Consider the following 19,318-nt stretch of genomic DNA (forward strand, 5'->3'; position numbering starts at 1 on the left):
TTGCACATCGCGCTCAGCCGTAAGCATTTCAATTTGCTTCTGCTGTTCCTGGATGGCTCTGGTCAAAACAGGAATGAGCGAATTGTAATCCAAAGCCAAGGTCTTATCTGCATCCTTACCTTCCCGTATTAATTGCGGCAGTATCTTTTGAACTTCCTGAGCAATGAAACCGATTTCTGATTTATTGTAAACGCTATCGGCAATGGTCGCCTTTTTCTCGTAGCTCACCGGATTTAGTTTAGAAACAATGCCCAAACCATTTTGAAATGCATGGATATTACGTTTTAAACGCGCATCTGAGGTTAAACTGGCACCGCTATTTCTAACCTCACCAGTGGCATTGATGTCACCGCCTACATCGAGTTGATATTTGGGGTTTAGTTTGTTGATCCCCACAAATCCATCGTCCTTCAAAATAGTGAGTGCGTCTTTGCTTTCAACAGTTCTAACCCTAAACACGAGCGCTCCGCTTGCACCGATTTTATTTGAATGAAATATCCGCGCGTCGTATCCATCTAAATGTGAGTCTTTAAAATCAACATGGCCATGGGTATCATCAGTTTCATCAAAATCACAGATTTGTATCCCGCCATTTCTCAATCGAACTGATTGCGTACTAGAAGCTAAATTATCGCCATTCATTTGAGTGAGAGGACCCTTTACACGAAGTTCACTTCCGATATTTTCAGAAAAGGAGGTCCCAATTGTAATCCCACCATCAGGGGCTATTCGCATCCGCTCCGTGGGTACATTATCAATTCCTGTTGTACGGAAAATCAATGGATGCTGTGTAGTTGTTTGGATCCCTGTCACCGCGTTAGCTTCGGGAGAATTAGCCAGATTAATTTTTTTGTTATATTCTGAGAACAAGCCGGTAACAGCTGGTTGTGCAGAACCATGGCCAACGACTGTGGCTACACGGGATGATACACCTGGAGTGAAAGAATTGCTCCTCAATGTCACTTCCTGGTTGCCAGCCCCGCCGTGATATATAGCGGATCCGATATCGGCAGGGTTTGATGGCGCTTCATCGTTACTAGTTTTAAACCAATCGAAATCGCTAGTTGGGCCAGATTGACCTTTTTTGTAACTTACCCAGCCGCTCCCATCCCAGTAATAAACCCCGATGCCGCCTTCCGCTATCGGATAAGAAGTAGATACAGCCTCAACAGCAGCGTTATTATTATACACCTGCATGCCGGCAGCAGGTGTACCCGCCAAGCCCCAGGTCGTAGTGTTGCCCAGCGATACCCTTGGAAGCAGTAAACCTTTGTTGGCACTTTCCACTTCCAAGACCGACCCAGCATTAATAGTTTGTGGATTATCGCCTACTTTTAACTGCGCAAGTGCTTGGGTTCCGCAAATCATACCTGATACAGTGAACGTGAGTGAGAACAAAGAGGGAATAATTTGCGTAGACAGTCGCTTCATGTGAATGTGTGATATAGTAGTGATTTACTTATTTGGAAACAGACGAGGTACTGCCCTTGGAGTTGACATTCAAAAGCTTCTTTATTTCAGCTAGTTCCGCAGCTTGTGCTTCAAGCTTGGTGGATTGTACATCAAGCCTTGTCAATTGTGCGTTCAGCTTATCAGATTGCGTATTCAGTTCCGCAGATTGCTTATTTAACTGAGCTGCTTGCACATCGCGCTCAGCCGTAAGCATTTCAATTTGCTTCTGCTGTTCCTGGATGGCTCTGGTCAAAACAGGAATGAGCGAATTGTAATCCAAAGCCAAGGTCTTATCTGCATCCTTACCTTCCCGTATTAATTGCGGCAGTATCTTTTGAACTTCCTGAGCAATGAAACCGATTTCTGATTTATTGTAAACGCTATCGGCAATGGTTGCCTTTTTCTCATAGCTCACCGGATTAAGCTTGGACACAATGCCTAAACCATTTTCCAATGCATGGATATTGCGTTTTAAGCGGGCATCAGAGGTTAAAGCAACACCGCTGTTTCTAACCTCGCCAGAGGCATTGATATCTCCATTAACAGATAATTGATATATAGGATTATCATCGTTAATTCCCACAAAACCATTACTATTAAGAGCAGTAAATGGAATTTTATTATTATTCACACTTTTTAATATCATTAATAATCGACCATTCAAGTTAGATCCAGCATGTCTAATTGAGGCGTCAGAATCACTGTTGGAATCAAACACATGGCCAAATTCTATTGACGGTTCACCCAATGCGTTGTTCTTATGAAATAATCTTACTATGCCATTCTTCAGTACGACGCTTGCTTCTGCTTCTAAGTCTGAACTACCGCTTCTTTGAAGAAATGAGTTCTCGACAGTGATTCCGTGATTAAAGGATGGAGAAGTTGTGAATAATCCAATTTTAAAGTTTGGATCTATATGTAAAGCTGGAAGCCCAATAGGAAATTGAATTTGAAAAGCATGATTTGATTCAGCTTTCAGGCCTACAACACCACCTCCTAACGTACTTGCGAAAAAATTACCAGCGATCGGCATTGCCGATTCGTGGGCAGCGCGCACTGAAAATTGAGCAAAATTACTCGCGCCGGTCTCATTTGTTCTTACCATTACTTCCTGATTACCTGCACCACCATGGTAAATCCCACTAGTAATATCACCGGGAGTGGATGGACTTCCATTTCCACTAATCTTTAGCCAATCAAAATCACTTGACCCGCCAGATCCAGCTGATTTACTAGGAACCCAGCCATCTCCGTCCCATGTATACACTCCTTTACCCCCCGGCGCAGGCGGATAAAAAGCAACTCCCTCCGCAACTGCAATATTAGTATTATACACCTGCATACCAGCAACCGGCGTGCCGGCCAGGCCCCACACTGTTGTGCTAGTCAGTGTTACCCTTGGCAGGAGTAGGCCTTTATTAGGACTCTCTACTTCCAGCACAGAGGCTGGGTGGATGCTGGATGGGTTCTCCCCTACTTTCAGCTGCGCGTGACTATTCTGCCCGCTCAATACAAGGACAGCTGTAATGCTAAACGCAATAAAAAGTTTCGAATGTGTTATGAGTAAAGTCTTCATATGTTTGTATTTGCTAATATTGGCTTACTATTTAGACGCTTCCAACGTACTTTTGGTAGACTTACTCAAAACCTGCTCGATTGCATCAAGTCGTGTAGCTTGTGTATCAAGCAACGCCGACTGTGTATCAAGTTTGCTAGCCTGAAATTGCAGTTTAGCAGATTGCGCTTCGATCAGCAGTTGCTGTTCCTGAATAGCCTTGGTAAGGATGGGAATTAGTGAATTGTAATCCAGTGCCAATGTTTTGTCAGAATCTTTGCCTTCGCGCACCAGTTGTGGCAATATCTTCTGGACCTCTTGGGCGATGAACCCTATCTCTGACTTTTCATAAACTTTACTCTCAATAGAACCCTTTTTCTCGTAGCTAACGGGCTTCAATTTTGAAACGAGTCTAAGCCCATCCTCCAGTGCATGAACATTGCGTTTCAGTCTGGCATCAGACGTTAAGGCTACACCATTACTTCTAACTTCGCCGGTTGCGTTAATCTGGCCACCGACTGATAGCTGGTAATCAGGGCTTGTATCATTAATTCCGACAAAGCCGTTTTTTCCTATTAAAGACATTGTTTGGTACACGGGCAGAGTAAGGCCATTGCCTCCATTGGCGCCGCCAATACGAAAGTTCAATGAGCCTCCATCTGACTCGTTGTAAATAATTCTTGCCGTTTGAGATCCTCCTGCGTAACCCTCTACAAACGAAATGCTTCCGCCATCTAAAAGCCCACTGCCCCATAATTGCAGTGAACCACCCGCCAGTCTAGCACCTTTTGTATTAATATTATTGATATCTCCTGCCAGATATAAAATACCTTTTTCCTCCGGAGCCAAGCCATTACCCTCTCGCACATGCAGCATAGCGAGGGGGGATCCTGTGTTGATCCCTACTCTACCATCACTCGTAATACGCATACGTTCCCTAGGATCTTGAGCTCCGTTCTCGGTTGTACGAAAAACAAGCGGATCCGGCGATAAATTTTGGAAACCGGCCGTCCTGCCATACGGTGTGCGATTTTCTGCAAACAAGTTACCAACTACAGGAACGGCAGAACCATGCCCAGCGCTCACCCCTACACGGGCAAATACATTGTCGAGCTCAATGGTTCTTACAGAAATCTCTTGATTCCCTTCTCCACCATGATAGATGGCCTTTGATATATCCCCCACATGAGATGGATTGGAATCGTCATCCAAAAGCCAATCAAAATCCGCCCCCGCTGATCCGGATTCCGGCGTATATTTGGTAGCTACCCAACCAAGCCCGTCCCAATAATATATACCTACTCCTTCATTGGTAGTGATATAACCTTGCGAACTGAAGGTTTCTGCATTTATATTATAAACCTGCATCCCTGCGACGGGAGTCCCGCTCAACCCCCAAATGTCTGTTTTAAAAAGCGAGACCCTTGGCAAAAGTAACCCCTTGTCGTCTGCCTCGATTTCTAAGGCTGATCCGGCGTTGATTGTTTCCGGATTGTCTCCCACCTTAACTTGCGCATATAAACTACTTTCATCGAGTAATGTTGCGATGATCATCACTACTGTCAGTAGCACTTTTTGACTTTTAAACATAGGTTGCATTAATTATGATTTACTTGTTTGTCGACAATGTTTACTACTATCATAGAAATGCCTGTAACAACTTTTTACTGGCGAGTTCGCCTCAATGGATTACAGATATCTTTCTTATATAACTGCTACCATCACTTAGTCGTACCCTGACAATATATAGTCCATTTTGAAGCAAGCTGACATTTATACTGCCGGTGAAAGTTTTATCTGAACCGAATACTTGTTTCCCTACACGATCATTAATTGAAACCGCTTCTATTTTCTGTAGATCAATGTCTTTAAAATATAAGGTCTTTGAAACTGGATTTGGAAACATTGTCAGAAACTCAGCTGCTTCTCCAACGTTCACAATTTGAATTTTACTGAAAGCAAAAGTTTTGTCCCGATCCATCATTTTTAGACGGTAGTAATTTTTTCCAGGCATAGGTGCCTTATCTGTAAAAGTGTAATCCAAACGCGCTTTGCTGTCACCTGCTGCAGCCTGTCTGCCAATCACATTCCAATCACTCGCATTTGTGCTGCGCTCAATCTCAAAATAGTCTGTATTGGTTTCTTCCGCTGTCGTCCATCGAAGGTGCCCTAATCCTGATTCAGTGCTTGCAGTAAAGCTGATGAGCGTAACGGGTAACGGTGCTGATGTAGCCCCAATCGTTATAGCACTATATTTGGTCATATCGGTTATTGTACCGGTGACAAATGTGCCTTCGACATTAGATGTGGGGGCTGTACCACCACTTAAATTTTCCCATTGGTTAGTCGTTGTATTCCAACCTACCAAACGGATATTAGCTGCCGGATATCCCTCGCTTCCAGTATTATCCGGCATAGATACACGTATGTTGACTACCGCTGACTTTGTACCGCGGACCCAATCCCAAAAGCCAAGACTCGATACAGATTCAATCTTATCTACTCCGGCAGTACCTAAATCGCTAATTTCATTTCGGTCATGCGCTCCACCTGTGGGATCCAGGTTAGTCCCTACATCGCCTTTCCAATAACCTATTGTAAGTTCTATTTGACCTGCGGCAGAAATAATCTCCAAGGGTCGTATATCATTGCCATCTTGATCTCCAACAGGAAATTGAAATGCTGCCTGCCCGACCTTGGTCACGTATCCATTGACATATCTTGCATCGCTTTGGCCCTGAATGATTGTTCCATCTGTAAAATATACAGAGGTTGTTTGAGCGGCACTACGAGATGTGATGATATGCCCATTGACGAAAGTGAGGGGTTGAGCATCAATTCGTAAATAACTATTTGCAAATAAATGTGTTGTGCTATTTATCTGAACACCTATCTGGGCTTTGGCTATGAAGGCGTTGCAAAAAAAAGCGGCTAGTAGAAATTTAGTTACTTTCATTTGTTTAAGTAGGGTGTTGATTAATTCGAAATACCTGTAATAGCCTTATACTGATCACTCATTGCAAAAGCCATTTCATCATTACCGCCATTTTCAAATCAATATTTGAATAAAAATGTAAGTGTGTGATAGGCCTGTCACAGCCAGTATGAATGCTGAGACTTCCAATTAATCCTATGTCAGTGTGTGGAAGAATCTAGTGTGTGAATGTGATCCAGAACAATTGCTAGCGCGTTTAAACCACAAGCCGACCTGGCCTAAAAGGCCCACATTTGCAAATAACCTATTGCACTATACGTAAACAAATATATCGTCACATTTGCCGACTACCATCTTGGTAATGATTTTCAGATAGACAAAATTAACGCGTTAGCATATTTCTTTTAGTAAAGAAGGATTAACAATTATAAAAAATTATAAAATAGATGAACACCAGATAAAACCATCATAAATTGAAATAAAATCCGGTTTATAAATACCTGAAAAACTATACTGGTGATTTTTAAAGTATTGGATAAGCAATCATTAATCCATTAATTATGAAAAATATCTTCCCCTAAAATTAGGGAAGATATCCATATTACTGCTCAACGTCCCTGTTACCTAAACTTTACCATTTCAATTTGTACTAAAAAAAACGCGTTATTATTAAATGTTGGTGACCACTATTATTAGTTAATAAATCAGTTTTGTGATCTATGTTTAGTAAGTAAATATGCCAACTCAACCTCATTAATACATAAGTATTGCTGCGGCAAATAAATAGCTTTGCAGTTTCTCACTCGAAAAATAGGTTGATTAATAATATTGCAAAATTATATAATCTATGAATAGCCAGAAATAAATACTTGTTAAAAAGTATAAAAATTTATTAAATTTTGAATGCCAGCGCCTTCATACTGTTCAAAGAGGAATAATAGCATGTAAACTACCACGAAATGCCTCTAAATAGGATAGTATAAATTGATGTATTGACCATCGTGAGTCGCTGTTTGAAATGATTTTATCTCTCTATTTGAAGATGTCATTGCTTTTACTAAATTTGTAAACTATCCTAAGTTTCAAATTGGTACCTATCACAATAGAATAAGACGTTTTATGGAACAGCCTCATCTGTTGCTGATCGATGATGAACTCCAATACAGTGAACTGACAAAGGAATATTTAGAAATGAAAGGCTGCAAAGTCATGTTAAAACATGATGCACAAGCTGGCTTTGATGCTTTTAAATTACATGTTTTCGATCTGTGTGTTTTGGACATCAAGATGCCAAAAAAGGATGGATTTACTCTTGCCGAAGAAATCAAGTTGGTTGATGAGCTGATGCCTATTATCTTTCTGACCGGCCAATCGCTTAAAGAAGACAGGATTAGAGGCCTTACTCTTGGAGCTGATGATTATCTTACAAAGCCATTCAGTATGGAAGAACTTTATCTTCGTATTTTGGCGGTCTTAAAACGTGTAAAAGTCAAGGGACATGTCAGAAAGTCAGAACCTTACCAGCTAGGAAATTCAAGTTATGATCCTCATCTTCAACAGCTAGTCGTTTCCAGTAAAACGATTAAACTCACCTCAATCGAATCAAAACTCCTTAACCTGTTTTGCAAACATCAAAATCAGGTGTTGATGCGGGACGCTGCCATCATAGCTATATGGGGTGACGAGGAGCATTACCGAGGTTATAGCCTGAACGTCTATATTAGCAAGCTTCGCAAATACCTCAAAGATGATCCTAGTGTCGAGATTATGAACTTGCATGGGGAAGGTTATAGGCTAATAATTAAATAGATATTTTATGGATTTATCTCTGTTAAGGAGCCTTATGGGCGATGACGAGAAACTGCTTAATCATTTTGTTACGATATTTAAAGCCCAGGCTCCTAAGCAAATAATAATGCTCTCGCAGCTGTGTGAACAAGATAAGTGGGAAGACTTATCCATAGCCGTTCACAGCTTAAAAACACAATTTAATTACGTTGGTCTTAGCACATTTTCAGAACGGATGCGCGATATGGAGAAACAGATAGATTTAGGCGAAACGGGATCAATTAAACAACAAATCCAACACTTTACTGATGATTTTAACGAGTTTTGGAGTATAGAATTCTCTACTCAGTAATTGACTACCCTTACGAAGAGATGCTCATTTGCCTGGATACTTGAAGTAGTTTCCCGATTTTCAGTTTCAGTTTTTTAGCTTCAATTGGCTTGGTAATATAGTCATCCATACCAGCATCGATACATTTTTGGGCTTCTGTTGGATTTGCATTCGAAGTAAAAGCAAGAATGGGGACTCTTGTATCTATTTCACGTGCTCGAATTGCCTTGGTTGCTGTATATCCATCCATGATTGGCATCTTTATATCCATTAATACAATATCAAAAGTGCTTTCGGATAGCTTTTGAAGAGCGATTTCGCCGTTGTCGGCAATTGATACTTTTACATCACGGATCATTTTTTTCAACGTCTCTTCCGCAACAACCTGATTAAAGAGATTATCTTCGACCAACAACACGTTTAGCCCGGAGGGTAGCTGCTCCTCGTTTTCGCGCTCATGGTCAGATTCTTGCGCACCAGTACAAATTTCAAATGTCAGGTCGAAACTAAATTCCGTCCCTACCGAAAGTTGGCTCGCGACCTTCATCGTTCCACCTTGCTCTTCAACAAGCTTTTTTGCAATGAATAATCCAAGACCGGTCCCTGATTGTTTATTATTTAAATCCTCGTCGATTCGGGTAAATGTCTCAAAAATATACTCAATTTTATCCTCCGGAATACCTATCCCGGTATCATTTACGCTAAATGTAAGTGTCTCTTTTCCGGCCTTACGAGAATATACACTTACCTGGATACGTACGGAACCGTGATCTGTAAATTTTACCGCATTACTGGCCAGGTTCAATAGTATTTGATGCAATCGGATAGGATCTCCAATGAGTTGCGGACTTACATTCTGATCTACTATGATATCTAGCACGAGACCTTTTTCTTCTGCAATCACATGCAAGATGTAGCTAAGCCTGTTTAGGCGTTCCCGAATTCGGAACGGTTTATTGACAAAGGAGAACTTACCAGCTTCAATTTTGGAATAGTCTAAAATATCATTGATAATAGTTAGTAAGTTTTCTGACGAATACTGAATACCCCGGGCATATTCAAGTTGCTTGGCATTTAATTCTGTGTCAAAGATCAATTGTGACATTCCTAAAATGGCTGTCATTGGCGTGCGGATCTCATGGCTCATATTGGCAAAAAATTGCTCTTTATAGCGTGATTTTTTTTCCAGTAATTGTTTCTGCCTCTCAATTTCTTCTTTTTGAACTTGGATTTCAGCAGTACGGATAGCTACTTTCTGTTCTTGCTTTTCATATAGTATGGCATTTTCGATTGAGACAGCGATTTGCCCAGATAGTAGTTTTAATAGCTGTGTGCGCTCATAAGTAAAAACCGCAGTGGCTAGGTTATTTTCCAAATATAGTACACCAAGTACCTTACCTTGATTTAAGGCCGGAATACATAGTAAAGACCGAACCCCTCTGGAAATGATCACTTGGTCCTTCTTGAATTGCTCACTTTCCAGTGCATCATAAAGCACAACATCTTTCTGGGTTTGAAAAACATGGTCAATGATGCTAATAGGTAATTGATTGGATTGGCTAAGCGGAATTTTTCTGATTTCACTTACTTCCCCGATCACTGAGCGCTGTGCTTCAATGAATAGCTCCCCTCCCCAGTCAAGGATAAAATAGCCTGATTGAGCACCTGCGTTCTCGATTACAAACTGCATGAGTTTCTCCATCAGCTTGGCAAACACAACTTCACTAGAAATGGCGGTAGAGGCTTTCATCAAAGTGGATAGATCGAGTGTTGATGCTATGCTATCATGTGAGTCAGAGAAACGAAGCACTGTGGACGTTGTATCAGTATGAGTAATTCCAGCAAAATTTTCCAGCAATTGCCGTTCTTTTAATACACACCCCCATTCTTGATAACCCTTTAATGCCGCTTTTAAGTAAATAATAGCTGTCTGTACTTTGTTCTTTTTAAGCCAGTATAAACCACACAATTCATTGGCTATTGCGGCTTCATGTGGATGGTCATTTTCAATGGCAGTTTGTATTGCTGTATCATACCGATCAATCGCCATCTCGCTTTTCCCTCTACAAGCAAAAATCTCGGCTTCAAGCAATTGAAACCTGTGTAAAAAATTTATCGGAACCTGACTTGCTAATTTTTTCAGGTCACGGGCCTGCTCACAAGCTATCATTAAATATCTTCGATTGCCACTTTTTTTATACATAGCCGTGTTCAACAACCCAATGTAGAAAGTAGATAAAGGAACAAATAGCCCAAGCGCTTTAGCTTTACCATAAAAAAATTTCGCACGTTGTCCTTCTTCTATTCCCCGCTCATATTGACCCGTTAGATAAGCCAACATCATCTTATATACAAAGGAGACAAACACTCGCGTGTTATCCTTTTGAGCCAGGATTGATGAGAAATTATGTCCTTCGTTGAAGTAAGAGCCGCTAAGAGCAACAGGATCAGCACTCTCGCCAAGAAGGTTGGAAGCAACCTGGATCAGTGTTTCATTACCGTAGGTTCCGTTGTTTTTTGACAACGCCTTTGGTGGTTGGTTAAAACGGAGTATTTCGTGTTTTACCCAATGCAAGTTTTTTCCGGATAACAATAAATAAAACGAGTAAGTACTCGAAGCATACGCACAATATTCAAGATCACCCATCTCAATGCCTCTTTGATAGCATTTCCTTAACGAATCGAGCGAATTTTTAAAATGTTCGCCTGATGGCCTGTTAACAATATTGTAAACCAGAACAGTCCTGTTCAAGCCTGCCCCTGCCTGATCTGCCAACTTTAGGGCAAGATTACCATACCGGTACGATAAATCATGATTTGCCTCGATAGCATTGACAATAGCCCCATACGTTGCAAGTGCAATTGCCGACTCTGATGTAATCCCAAACCGCAGAGACAACTCCACCATTTTGATCACCATAAGCGTATATAAAATTTGACTATTTTCAAAAACAGTAGCAGTAATCATTTGTAGTACCCTCATAGCAGCCAGTGCTCTCGGGTCACTCATCTTATGTAATTCTGCTATGTCTTCTACTTTTTTACCACGTAGTAGCCATTTCGATTTTAGGTAAGCGGAAATCACATGAAGCTTTCCGGGTTTTTCCGGAAAATTAATTTCCAATTCTTTTAGTACCCTTAGTGAGATGTTAATTGCATTCTTAGGTTCTTCATTAAATATAAGGCATTGGATTTGCACTTGACAAATCTTTATTTTGTCGTCAATTTGGTTTGTAAATAGCAGAGCCTCATTAGTTACGCTAAGACATGTGTCTAGATGGCCAGCCAAATAAGCGCTCTCGGCATACAAAAGATGAATTTCAAGCACAAGCAGATAATCTATTTGCCAATCCTCTGACATGAGTATTTGTGCTGCTTTCTGAAAATAGGCAAAAGCAACAGAATAGGCTGCCGAGGCTTTTGCCTTCTTTCCAGCATCTCTATTAAGTTGAGCTATCTGCCGTCTTTCTGACGAGATGCTAAATATTGCTGGATGGTGATTAAAGTGGTTAACTATTTGAAAAAGCTGTCGATCCCGCTCTGCAATTGTCAATCTTTCCATCAAAAAATAACCGACATTAAGATGTATTTCATCGGCCTCTTTTGATCCAAGCATGTTATATGCAGCTTGCTGAACTTGATCATGCACAAACCTATATTTGTTCCTTAAGGGGTACTTTCCTGCTCCACTATCAGCGACAGATATTGTAAGCAAATTTTCGACCACTGCCTGGCGTAGATCCTCCTCCGTTTCTTGAGGCGTTTTGTCATGCAGCGCTGACAATACCATCAGATCGAATTCTGTACCAATGCAGGAAGCCGTAGTTAGCGCCTTGTATGTTGCCTTATCTAAGCCGTTTATTTTAGACGTGAGTAGTTGCTGGGACGATACTAATCGGGTATAACCTGACATTTTTTCCAAGTCCCAAACCCATCTGTGCATCTTTCGATCATAATAAATCAATTCCTGGTGAAAGAAATCCGTTACTACTTCTAATATAAAATATGGGTTTCCCAAAGTTGCTGACATAATAATCTCTGCCAATGAACTGACCGCACCTATTGGGGATGAGAGCATATCGGACACCATATGAGCGATATCCGTTTTTTTCAAAGGTGAGAGTACAATCTGTGAAAGCCTGATGGTTGTCTCCCCTAGTTTTTGAATAGCTATTTTTAAGGGGTGATCATTTGCCACTTCATTATCTCGATAGCTGCCAATTAATAACAGGTTGCTTCCCTGAACGGAATCGGTAACACGGCTAAGGAAATTAATGCTGGCCAAATCCGACCATTGCAAATCATCCAGAAAAATAACCAGTGGGTGTTCCTTTTTGGTGAACACATTGATAAAATTAGTGAATACGTTAAAAAACCTATTTTGCGCTTCCACAGGTTCAAGCGGCGCAACTGCCGGCTGCATTCCAATTATTTTTTCTAGCTCAGGCAGTTCATCAATAATTATCTGACCTAATGATCCAACAGCATCCAAGATGGATTCACGCCAATAGCTTGTATTTTCTGAGGATATTTTACAAACGAGTTCTTTAAAGGATTTAATAACACCTTCGAAAGGTATGTCTTGTATATACTGATCAAATTTACCAGACACAAATAGGGCATCCTGAGATACAAGCCTCTGCTGCACTTCTCGGATTAATGAGGACTTACCAATGCCAGAGTGACCTGATACAAGCAAAAGTTCATTACTATTTTTAACCCTACTAAATATTTCCAATATCTGTGATACTTCCTGTTCTCGACCATATATGCAGTCAGGAACTATAAGTTTTCCTGGTAAATCAGATTTGCCAGCTTGGAATTCGGCGAAATTTGCCCCAGACAAATGTTGCTTTGCACATATTGCAAGATCAAGGTTAATACCCCTGCTTGTCTGATAACGATCCTCTGGTTTTTTAGCTAATAGTTTCATTGCAATTTTGATGAAACTATCAAGCTTGTTAGTGCTAGATATTGCCGGGTTTTCTGGGAGTCGGGCCATATGAGCATGGACAAGCTCATTCGCGTCTGTACCTTCAAAGGGCAAATGGCCGGTAAAAAGCCGGTAAAAAATTACACCCAGATGGTAATAATTAGAACGATAGTCGATTGGTACGTCTGTCAGGCCACTTTGCTCAGGTGAGATATAATGAAGTTGAACCTCCTTTTGGCTAACATTACTTCTTTTTTGGTTGTCGCTTTCCAAAACGGCAAACGATAGATCCGAGAGTCTGATCTCTTTGGTTTCAGGATTAATCAGAAAGTGTGCCGGCCGAAGGTCATGATGAATAATACCGTAATATTGCAACTCTTCTATTATAAGAATGAGCGACTGTGCAATAGAAATACACAGCGGCACATCTATCTCTTCGGAAGCTAAAAAACTTTCAAGATTAACTCCGTTAAAATAGCTTAATTCGACAACATGATGACTTTCAGTGCGGCTTAACTTGTTATAATTTAATATACGGTCAAAGCGATAAAGCTGTGTCCACTCAAATTCTGTTTCTATCTGCTTGTTAGAGCTGCCGATAGCACCTACAAAAGGCACAATCCTAAGAATGACAGGCTCTGGCGCATTCTCCGGCACAGCCACTAATAGCAGTTTGTCATGCTCTCTATATAGTTCAGAAATAATAGTGTAATCAGGAAGGTAAACTGTACCGTAGCTCATACTGTCGTAAATATTCTGTCTCGAAGCATTGTAAAATTAAACTTACGTTACTGATATCAAATCTATTAGGACTTATTTTTTTATAAATTTTTATAATTTTTTATATTTTTTAAATACTCGCCTCAACTTTTCATAAAGCATTCAATGTTATATTTGTTATTATCGAGAACCAATACTGCTGATTAATGAGAAGGATAGCCATCATGGGTGCGGGACAGGCCGGATTATTTCTCGCAATACGACTTATAAAGAGTGGCTATGACGTCACTGTCATTTCAGAATACTCTGCCGAAGAGCTTTTTAATGGCCCACCTACCGGCGCTACCTATCTTTTTGATGATGCACTACAGCTTGAAAAAGAAATAGGATTGGACTTGTGGCGTGATACCGCATATCATGCATCGGCATTTCACATTAACCTTGGCACCCCTGGCGGTAATCTGGATTTTGCCATCAGATCCCGAACAAGTAAGCCGGGAGCTTCCATAGACCAACGGCTTAAGTTTTACCAATGGATTAAAGTGTTTCAGAAACATGGAGGAAAGTTTATTGTAAGCGATACAACCCCTTCTGACTTATTGGGATGCACTTCTCAATTTGATTTAGTCATTATTTCCTCAGGAAAAGGTCCGCTTGCACGTCTTTTCCCAAAAGATGTAGAGCGCTCCCCACATCAGCAGCCTGCTAGAAAATTGGTTCAGATCCATTTCAACGATTTTGAACAGCCTGGCCATACACGTTTCACCTCTATCACATTTGACGCGATAATGGGGGCTGGTGAAGTAATAACCGGACCATTCTATCAGAAAGATGATATTCAATGCGCATTTATGCTAATGGAATGTGTCCCTGGAGGCCCTATGGATGTTTTTGATGATTGCAAATCCGCAACTCAAATATTAGAACGTGCAAAGTTGATGATGCAAAGCGTGATACCATGGCGTTATCCCTCTTTAAATAATGCGTCGGTAATTGATCCGAGTGCATTTTTGAAAGGTTCATTTACCCCCGTCGTCAGAAAGCCGTTTGTAAAACTCAATTCAACTGCTACAGTTATGGGCTTGGGTGATACAGTCATACTTAATGATCCAATCGTTGGCCAAGGCGGCAACAATGCAATTAAGATGGCTCATGCATATGCCCAAGCTATTATTGAACATGGTGATAATATCTTTGATTCTGAATGGATGGAAAGGACTTTCGAAAGTTTTTGGGCCTATTCTCAGCATGTTAACCATTTTTGCGATCTATTTTTATCACCTCCAGCACATGTTATAGACATCCTTAAAGCAGCTGAACACAATCCAGAAATTGCATTTGATTTTGTTAGTGGCTTTAATCACCCACCTGGCTTATTCCCCTGGCTTAGTAACCGCGAAACTGCAAGCGATTATTTGGCAAATAAATTGGCCGTATCTGCCTTCGAAATTTAAAGTTTTAAACCTATCCTCCTGCCAGAGCATGCTTGCGATCAAGCCTTTCACAAGCATACTCTGCACATAAGTATCAAGCTTGGTCCCATCTCTCATTATTCTTATCTAATTCCAATTTTTTGCTAAGGTCACTTTACCTAGCAGGTAACATAGTTGCGATGCTTTCCCTCTCCTTCAAACAAGTATTATTTTTTCACTTTAACTCTTAGAAGAAAGCAACAAGTAATACTATTTTATAATAATCCTTTCCATTATTTTAATAATTCTTAATACTTCTTAAGGATTATTTAAAGCCTAGTCTTGTTGGTAAAAGTATTTTTGTAACTCTTAATTAACCAAATGATATTTCTACCTGTGTTAAACGCAACAAAAGGCAGGATATTATAAGCTAGCACAAAGAGGTCTGATCACTTAAACATCAACAATCAACTTATGGAATTTGATTTTCAGCAATTGCTTAAAACTTTTGAACTTAGGGAACTCAAAAGTGAAGCCGATCTAATAGACCATTTAACTTTAAGAAGGAAAATATATAAAAACGAATATTCGGATGAGTATCTGGAAAATGAGTACGATTTACTACCAAGTGATTGGAAGGCAAATTTGATAGGAATTTTTTTTCAAGAACAGCAAATCGCAACTATTAGAGTTGTTAAGAGAAATATTAATACCGCCATTGAAAAGCAGCTGACAATTATAAATCAGAGATTTGGTTTAAAAATTGTTCCGGATACCTCTGATCTACTACCGACTGAATATGCTTTTGATATAGAATCTGAGGAGAACATTGACTTTAAAAGTGCTACTGTAGAACTAAGCAGAGTTGCTGTTTCAGCGGAATTTCGTGGCCTAGGGCTGTGTAGATTCGCCTTACTGGCAGCCGTAGGAATTTCCATTCTTGATAATTCAAAATATTGTCTCTACTCCTGCTCCATCGACTCAATCAAATTCCATTCAGATCTAATACCAATGATGAAAGGAATTACGACAAAGCAGAAAACCAATGGTTATCCTGGATTCAAATTCCCTGTTTCATCGGCGGCTATCCTCTCGGAAATACAACATATCCCACAAGCCCATACTAATCAGGCAATTTTGGCCGGTATCGTTTGCAGGTATGGAATCGGTGTATTAGGAAATGATTTTATAGGGAAGCAAAGCCGGTTGTTTCCTGATGACACCATTCATTTCCCTAATAATTATAGATCCTCTAGTCAACAGTGAGCAGTATTACTTTTTTCAAAATGAAGCAGTTTAAATTATATTCCCGTTAGTACTCTATGGACTCGTTAACAAAGTTTACCGAAAAAATTACGGAACGATTAGATGCCACATTTAAGCCGATATTCTTCCGTGCTAATAATGAAGATGATAAAAAGAGATTGGAAGTTCTTATTGAACGTAACCCAAACATCTTAATATTTGATACTATTTACGATCAGCTTTCCGAGCTCGTCAAAATTGAGAACCCTTCTGTAACTTTAAGTCCTGAACAGTCACATGAACATCTACAAAGAAAACTAGGCGGGTTGACGTATAGTGAATATGGTATATGGGTTTTTTATCCTTGGAGCAGACGTCTTGTCCACCTATTGGATAATGAAGAATTTGGTAAGGTTAGAACTAACCGCAATAATTATATTATTACCCCTGAAGAACAGCAGGTATTATCTACAAAAAAGATTGGCATAATAGGCCTATCGATAGGGCACTCAGTGGCAATGACCTTAGCAACTGAAAGATCTGTTGGAGAGTTGCGATTAGCTGATTTCGATCTAATCGAGCTATCAAATCTTAACCGTATCCAAACGGGAACACATAATTTGGGTTTAAATAAATCCATTGTCGCTGCACGAGCAATTGCAGAAATTGATCCGTTTATAAGCGTACGTATTTATCGCGGAGGAATTTCAGATAGTAATATCAATGATTTTTTAACAGAAGGTGGTAAGCTTGATTTATTAGTGGAAGTATGTGATGGTTTAGATATCAAGGTTCTTGCGCGTCACCGTGCTCGTGCCTATAAGATTCCAGTAATCATGGACACTAGTGATAAGGGAATGATTGATATTGAACGATTTGACAAAGATCCTTTTCGCCCGATTTTACATGGCCTGCTAGCTGATGTTGATCCGGTTAGTTTGAAGAATCTATCTACAAAAGAAAAAATACCGTTTGTAGTCAAGATGATTGATACTGACAAAATTTCGAATCGCTTGAAAGCTTCGTTGATTGAGGTTGAGCAAACCATTTCTTCCTGGCCACAACTTGGCTCAGCAGTTGCACTTGGTGGTGCAACCACGGCTGATACGTGCCGAAAAATCCTTCTAGAGACAGATATTCGGTCAGGGCGGTATTACGTCGATATCAACAAGATCATTGGGGTTCAACAAAGTGGCACATTACAGTCAGAATCACCAGTCAGTTTGAACAACCCATCATCCTTCGATTTTGCGCCATTTACATTAACTGTTGACCAATTCGATTTTGATACCATTCAAGATCGCGTAGATTTATGTGAGCACCAGATACAAGCAATTTGTTATGCTGCGCTGCAAGCCCCGTCCGGAGGGAATTCCCAGCCTTGTAAATGGATAGTTAAAAATAGCACTTTTTTCCTATTCTATGACCAGGACCGTGCAGGTGGGTGGCTCAACGTCGATAACCTTGGATTATATATTGCGCTTGGTACTGCAATAGAGAATATTTATATAAAGGCCCTGCAACTGAATCTCAATTCAAATATACATTACTACCCTCTTGGATTGGAAGGCCAAATGGTTGCTGCTATTTCATTCAGCCACCTCAACTCAGACCACGTACTACAGGAGTTAAGAGGTTTGGCAAAATATATTTTTATTAGAAACACAAATAGAAATCAGGGGGATAGACACTTTTTGCCTAATAGCTTTTACGATATCTTACAGGGTGTATCAAGATCTGTTTCCGGTTGCGATCTTCAAATAATCAATGGAGACGAACAACTTGATGAATTGGGCGAAATTTTGTCAGCATGCGATCGGGTGAGATTATTGACCGAGCAGGCCCACGCTGATTTCTATAAGGAAATGAGATGGTCAGCCGCCGAAGCCGAAAAAACAGGGGATGGTGTCGAAGTGGAGTTATTGGATATGACGGTAGAAGACCTCGTTGGGCTTCGCGTTGCGAGGGACTGGAACTCGGTTAAGTTGCTTAATAGTTGGAACAAAGGCAGAGGTCTTCAAAAAATGACACGAGAAAGCTTAAAGAGTGCTTCGGCAATCGCCTTAATTTCCGTTTCAAGCACTCAAATAACAGATTTTATTGAAGCTGGACGCTGTGTCGAACGAATCTGGTTATGTGCAAATGGGCTCGGATTAGCTGTGCAGCCAATGTATACTATTATCCCCTTACTTCAACGGACCAAAACTGGCGATTTAGAGGAATTTTCAACTGAGATTAAGCAAGAAATTAAAGACATAACTTCACGCTTTGAGAATATAGTCAGTATCGGCGATCAAGAAAGTGCTGTGTTTGCCTTTAAATTGTCAGTTGCTGATCAGGTACATAAGAAATCCAGTAGACTACCTTTTGATCAAGTTTTCCATCTTCTATCATCAAATGCACAAGAGTAAGAAGTTGATGTAAAAGACGTATTAAAAAAGACTTTAACTTTGTTAAAGTCTTTTTTAATACGTAAAGCCAGCAGGAATGTTTTCGATCATTGAATGCAAAGCTTCGATTGTCATATATATCTTATTCTTTCTGATTTCATTAATACATTTAATTAATTCTGATGCTGGGCTACACTTAGAAACATAACCACTGGCCCCAGCAGAAAAATATTTAATACAAATTTGATTTGCTGGCAAGTCATCATAAACAATAACCGGACACTTAAAGACCTTTTTAATGGCTGGAATCAAATGAAAAGGATCTACAACGACCTCCCTGGCAATGCCTACTATAAATATGTCTGGCTTACAGTCTGGATTCTGTGCCTGAAAGGAAAAGATATCGTTGGCAGCCAATATTCGGACGCCCTGTAACGACTTTTTTATCGTGAGCTTTGTCCCCATGAGCACAATAGGAAATCTGTCTATTAAAGCAATTGTTAACATAGTGGTATATTTAAAGTGATTAGATAAATTAATTTGTATTTTTCAGATTA

At 40.2% G+C, this 19,318-nt stretch carries 11 protein-coding genes; 5 read left to right on the forward strand and 6 right to left on the reverse strand.

The features are described from left to right. The 4 genes from L0659_RS24980 to L0659_RS24995 form a co-directional block, all read right to left on the reverse strand. A partial coding sequence (locus L0659_RS24980) for a tail fiber domain-containing protein (RefSeq protein WP_235129343.1) occupies positions 1 to 1,431 on the reverse strand: 1,431 nt, incomplete at its 3' end. Positions 1,432 to 1,459: 28 nt separating this feature from the next. Beyond that, entirely contained in the window at positions 1,460 to 3,028 is a 1,569-nt protein-coding gene (locus L0659_RS24985) for a tail fiber domain-containing protein (RefSeq protein WP_235129344.1), read from the reverse strand. Positions 3,029 to 3,055: 27 nt separating this feature from the next. Then, positions 3,056 to 4,597, reverse strand: a complete 1,542-nt coding sequence (locus tag L0659_RS24990) for a tail fiber domain-containing protein (protein WP_235129345.1) — start codon at positions 4,595 to 4,597, stop codon at positions 3,056 to 3,058. Positions 4,598 to 4,688: 91 nt separating this feature from the next. Then, the gene (locus L0659_RS24995; protein WP_235129346.1) at positions 4,689 to 5,963 is read right to left on the reverse strand and encodes a T9SS type A sorting domain-containing protein; all 1,275 of its coding nucleotides are present in this window, start codon (positions 5,961 to 5,963) and stop codon (positions 4,689 to 4,691) included. A gap of 1,098 nt (positions 5,964 to 7,061) precedes the next feature. On the opposite strand from L0659_RS24995, the gene L0659_RS25000 reads away from it, so the two are divergent. Together L0659_RS25000 and L0659_RS25005 are read left to right on the forward strand one after the other, a co-directional pair. Continuing rightward, the gene (locus L0659_RS25000; protein WP_235129347.1) at positions 7,062 to 7,751 is read left to right on the forward strand and encodes a response regulator transcription factor; all 690 of its coding nucleotides are present in this window, start codon (positions 7,062 to 7,064) and stop codon (positions 7,749 to 7,751) included. Between the two features lie 7 nt (positions 7,752 to 7,758). Beyond that, positions 7,759 to 8,082 (forward strand): Hpt domain-containing protein, encoded by a 324-nt coding sequence (locus L0659_RS25005; RefSeq protein ID WP_235129348.1) that lies wholly within the window; start codon positions 7,759 to 7,761, stop codon positions 8,080 to 8,082. A 10-nt stretch (positions 8,083 to 8,092) separates the two neighbouring features. Here L0659_RS25005 and L0659_RS25010 read toward each other — a convergent pair whose 3' ends face one another. After that, positions 8,093 to 13,735, reverse strand: a complete 5,643-nt coding sequence (locus L0659_RS25010; protein ID WP_235129349.1) for an AAA family ATPase — start codon at positions 13,733 to 13,735, stop codon at positions 8,093 to 8,095. A 185-nt stretch (positions 13,736 to 13,920) separates the two neighbouring features. Here L0659_RS25010 and L0659_RS25015 point away from each other — a divergent pair, with 185 nt between their 5' ends. The 3 genes from L0659_RS25015 (at position 13,921) to L0659_RS25025 (ending at position 18,782) form a co-directional block, all read left to right on the forward strand. Beyond that, positions 13,921 to 15,168: a styrene monooxygenase/indole monooxygenase family protein gene (locus L0659_RS25015; RefSeq protein ID WP_235129350.1), complete on the forward strand. Its 1,248-nt coding sequence runs from the start codon at positions 13,921 to 13,923 to the stop codon at positions 15,166 to 15,168. A 432-nt stretch (positions 15,169 to 15,600) separates the two neighbouring features. Continuing rightward, positions 15,601 to 16,392, forward strand: coding sequence for a hypothetical protein (locus tag L0659_RS25020; protein WP_235129351.1), 792 nt, complete (start codon positions 15,601 to 15,603; stop codon positions 16,390 to 16,392). A gap of 56 nt (positions 16,393 to 16,448) precedes the next feature. Further along, entirely contained in the window at positions 16,449 to 18,782 is a 2,334-nt protein-coding gene (locus L0659_RS25025) for an Rv1355c family protein (RefSeq protein ID WP_235129352.1), read from the forward strand. A gap of 54 nt (positions 18,783 to 18,836) precedes the next feature. Here the strand turns inward: L0659_RS25025 and L0659_RS25030 are convergent, their stop codons facing one another. Continuing rightward, positions 18,837 to 19,268 (reverse strand): hypothetical protein, encoded by a 432-nt coding sequence (locus L0659_RS25030; protein WP_235129353.1) that lies wholly within the window; start codon positions 19,266 to 19,268, stop codon positions 18,837 to 18,839. Between the last annotated feature and the right edge of the window lie 50 nt (positions 19,269 to 19,318).

The organism is Dyadobacter sp. CY347 (genome assembly GCF_021502655.1).
Classification (GTDB): Bacteria; Bacteroidota; Bacteroidia; order Cytophagales; family Spirosomataceae; genus Dyadobacter.

Excerpts from the sequence above, each read along its gene's own strand:
- L0659_RS24985 (WP_235129344.1), bottom strand. The coding sequence starts at position 3,028 with ATGAAGACTTTACTCATAACACATTCGAAACTTTTTATTGCGTTTAGC.
- L0659_RS24990 (WP_235129345.1), bottom strand. The coding sequence starts at position 4,597 with ATGTTTAAAAGTCAAAAAGTGCTACTGACAGTAGTGATGATCATCGCA.
- L0659_RS24995 (WP_235129346.1), bottom strand. The coding sequence starts at position 5,963 with ATGAAAGTAACTAAATTTCTACTAGCCGCTTTTTTTTGCAACGCCTTC.
- L0659_RS25000 (WP_235129347.1), top strand. The coding sequence starts at position 7,062 with ATGGAACAGCCTCATCTGTTGCTGATCGATGATGAACTCCAATACAGT.
- L0659_RS25005 (WP_235129348.1), top strand. The coding sequence starts at position 7,759 with ATGGATTTATCTCTGTTAAGGAGCCTTATGGGCGATGACGAGAAACTG.
- L0659_RS25010 (WP_235129349.1), bottom strand. The coding sequence starts at position 13,735 with ATGAGCTACGGTACAGTTTACCTTCCTGATTACACTATTATTTCTGAA.
- L0659_RS25015 (WP_235129350.1), top strand. The coding sequence starts at position 13,921 with ATGAGAAGGATAGCCATCATGGGTGCGGGACAGGCCGGATTATTTCTC.
- L0659_RS25020 (WP_235129351.1), top strand. The coding sequence starts at position 15,601 with ATGGAATTTGATTTTCAGCAATTGCTTAAAACTTTTGAACTTAGGGAA.
- L0659_RS25025 (WP_235129352.1), top strand. The coding sequence starts at position 16,449 with ATGGACTCGTTAACAAAGTTTACCGAAAAAATTACGGAACGATTAGAT.
- L0659_RS25030 (WP_235129353.1), bottom strand. The coding sequence starts at position 19,268 with ATGTTAACAATTGCTTTAATAGACAGATTTCCTATTGTGCTCATGGGG.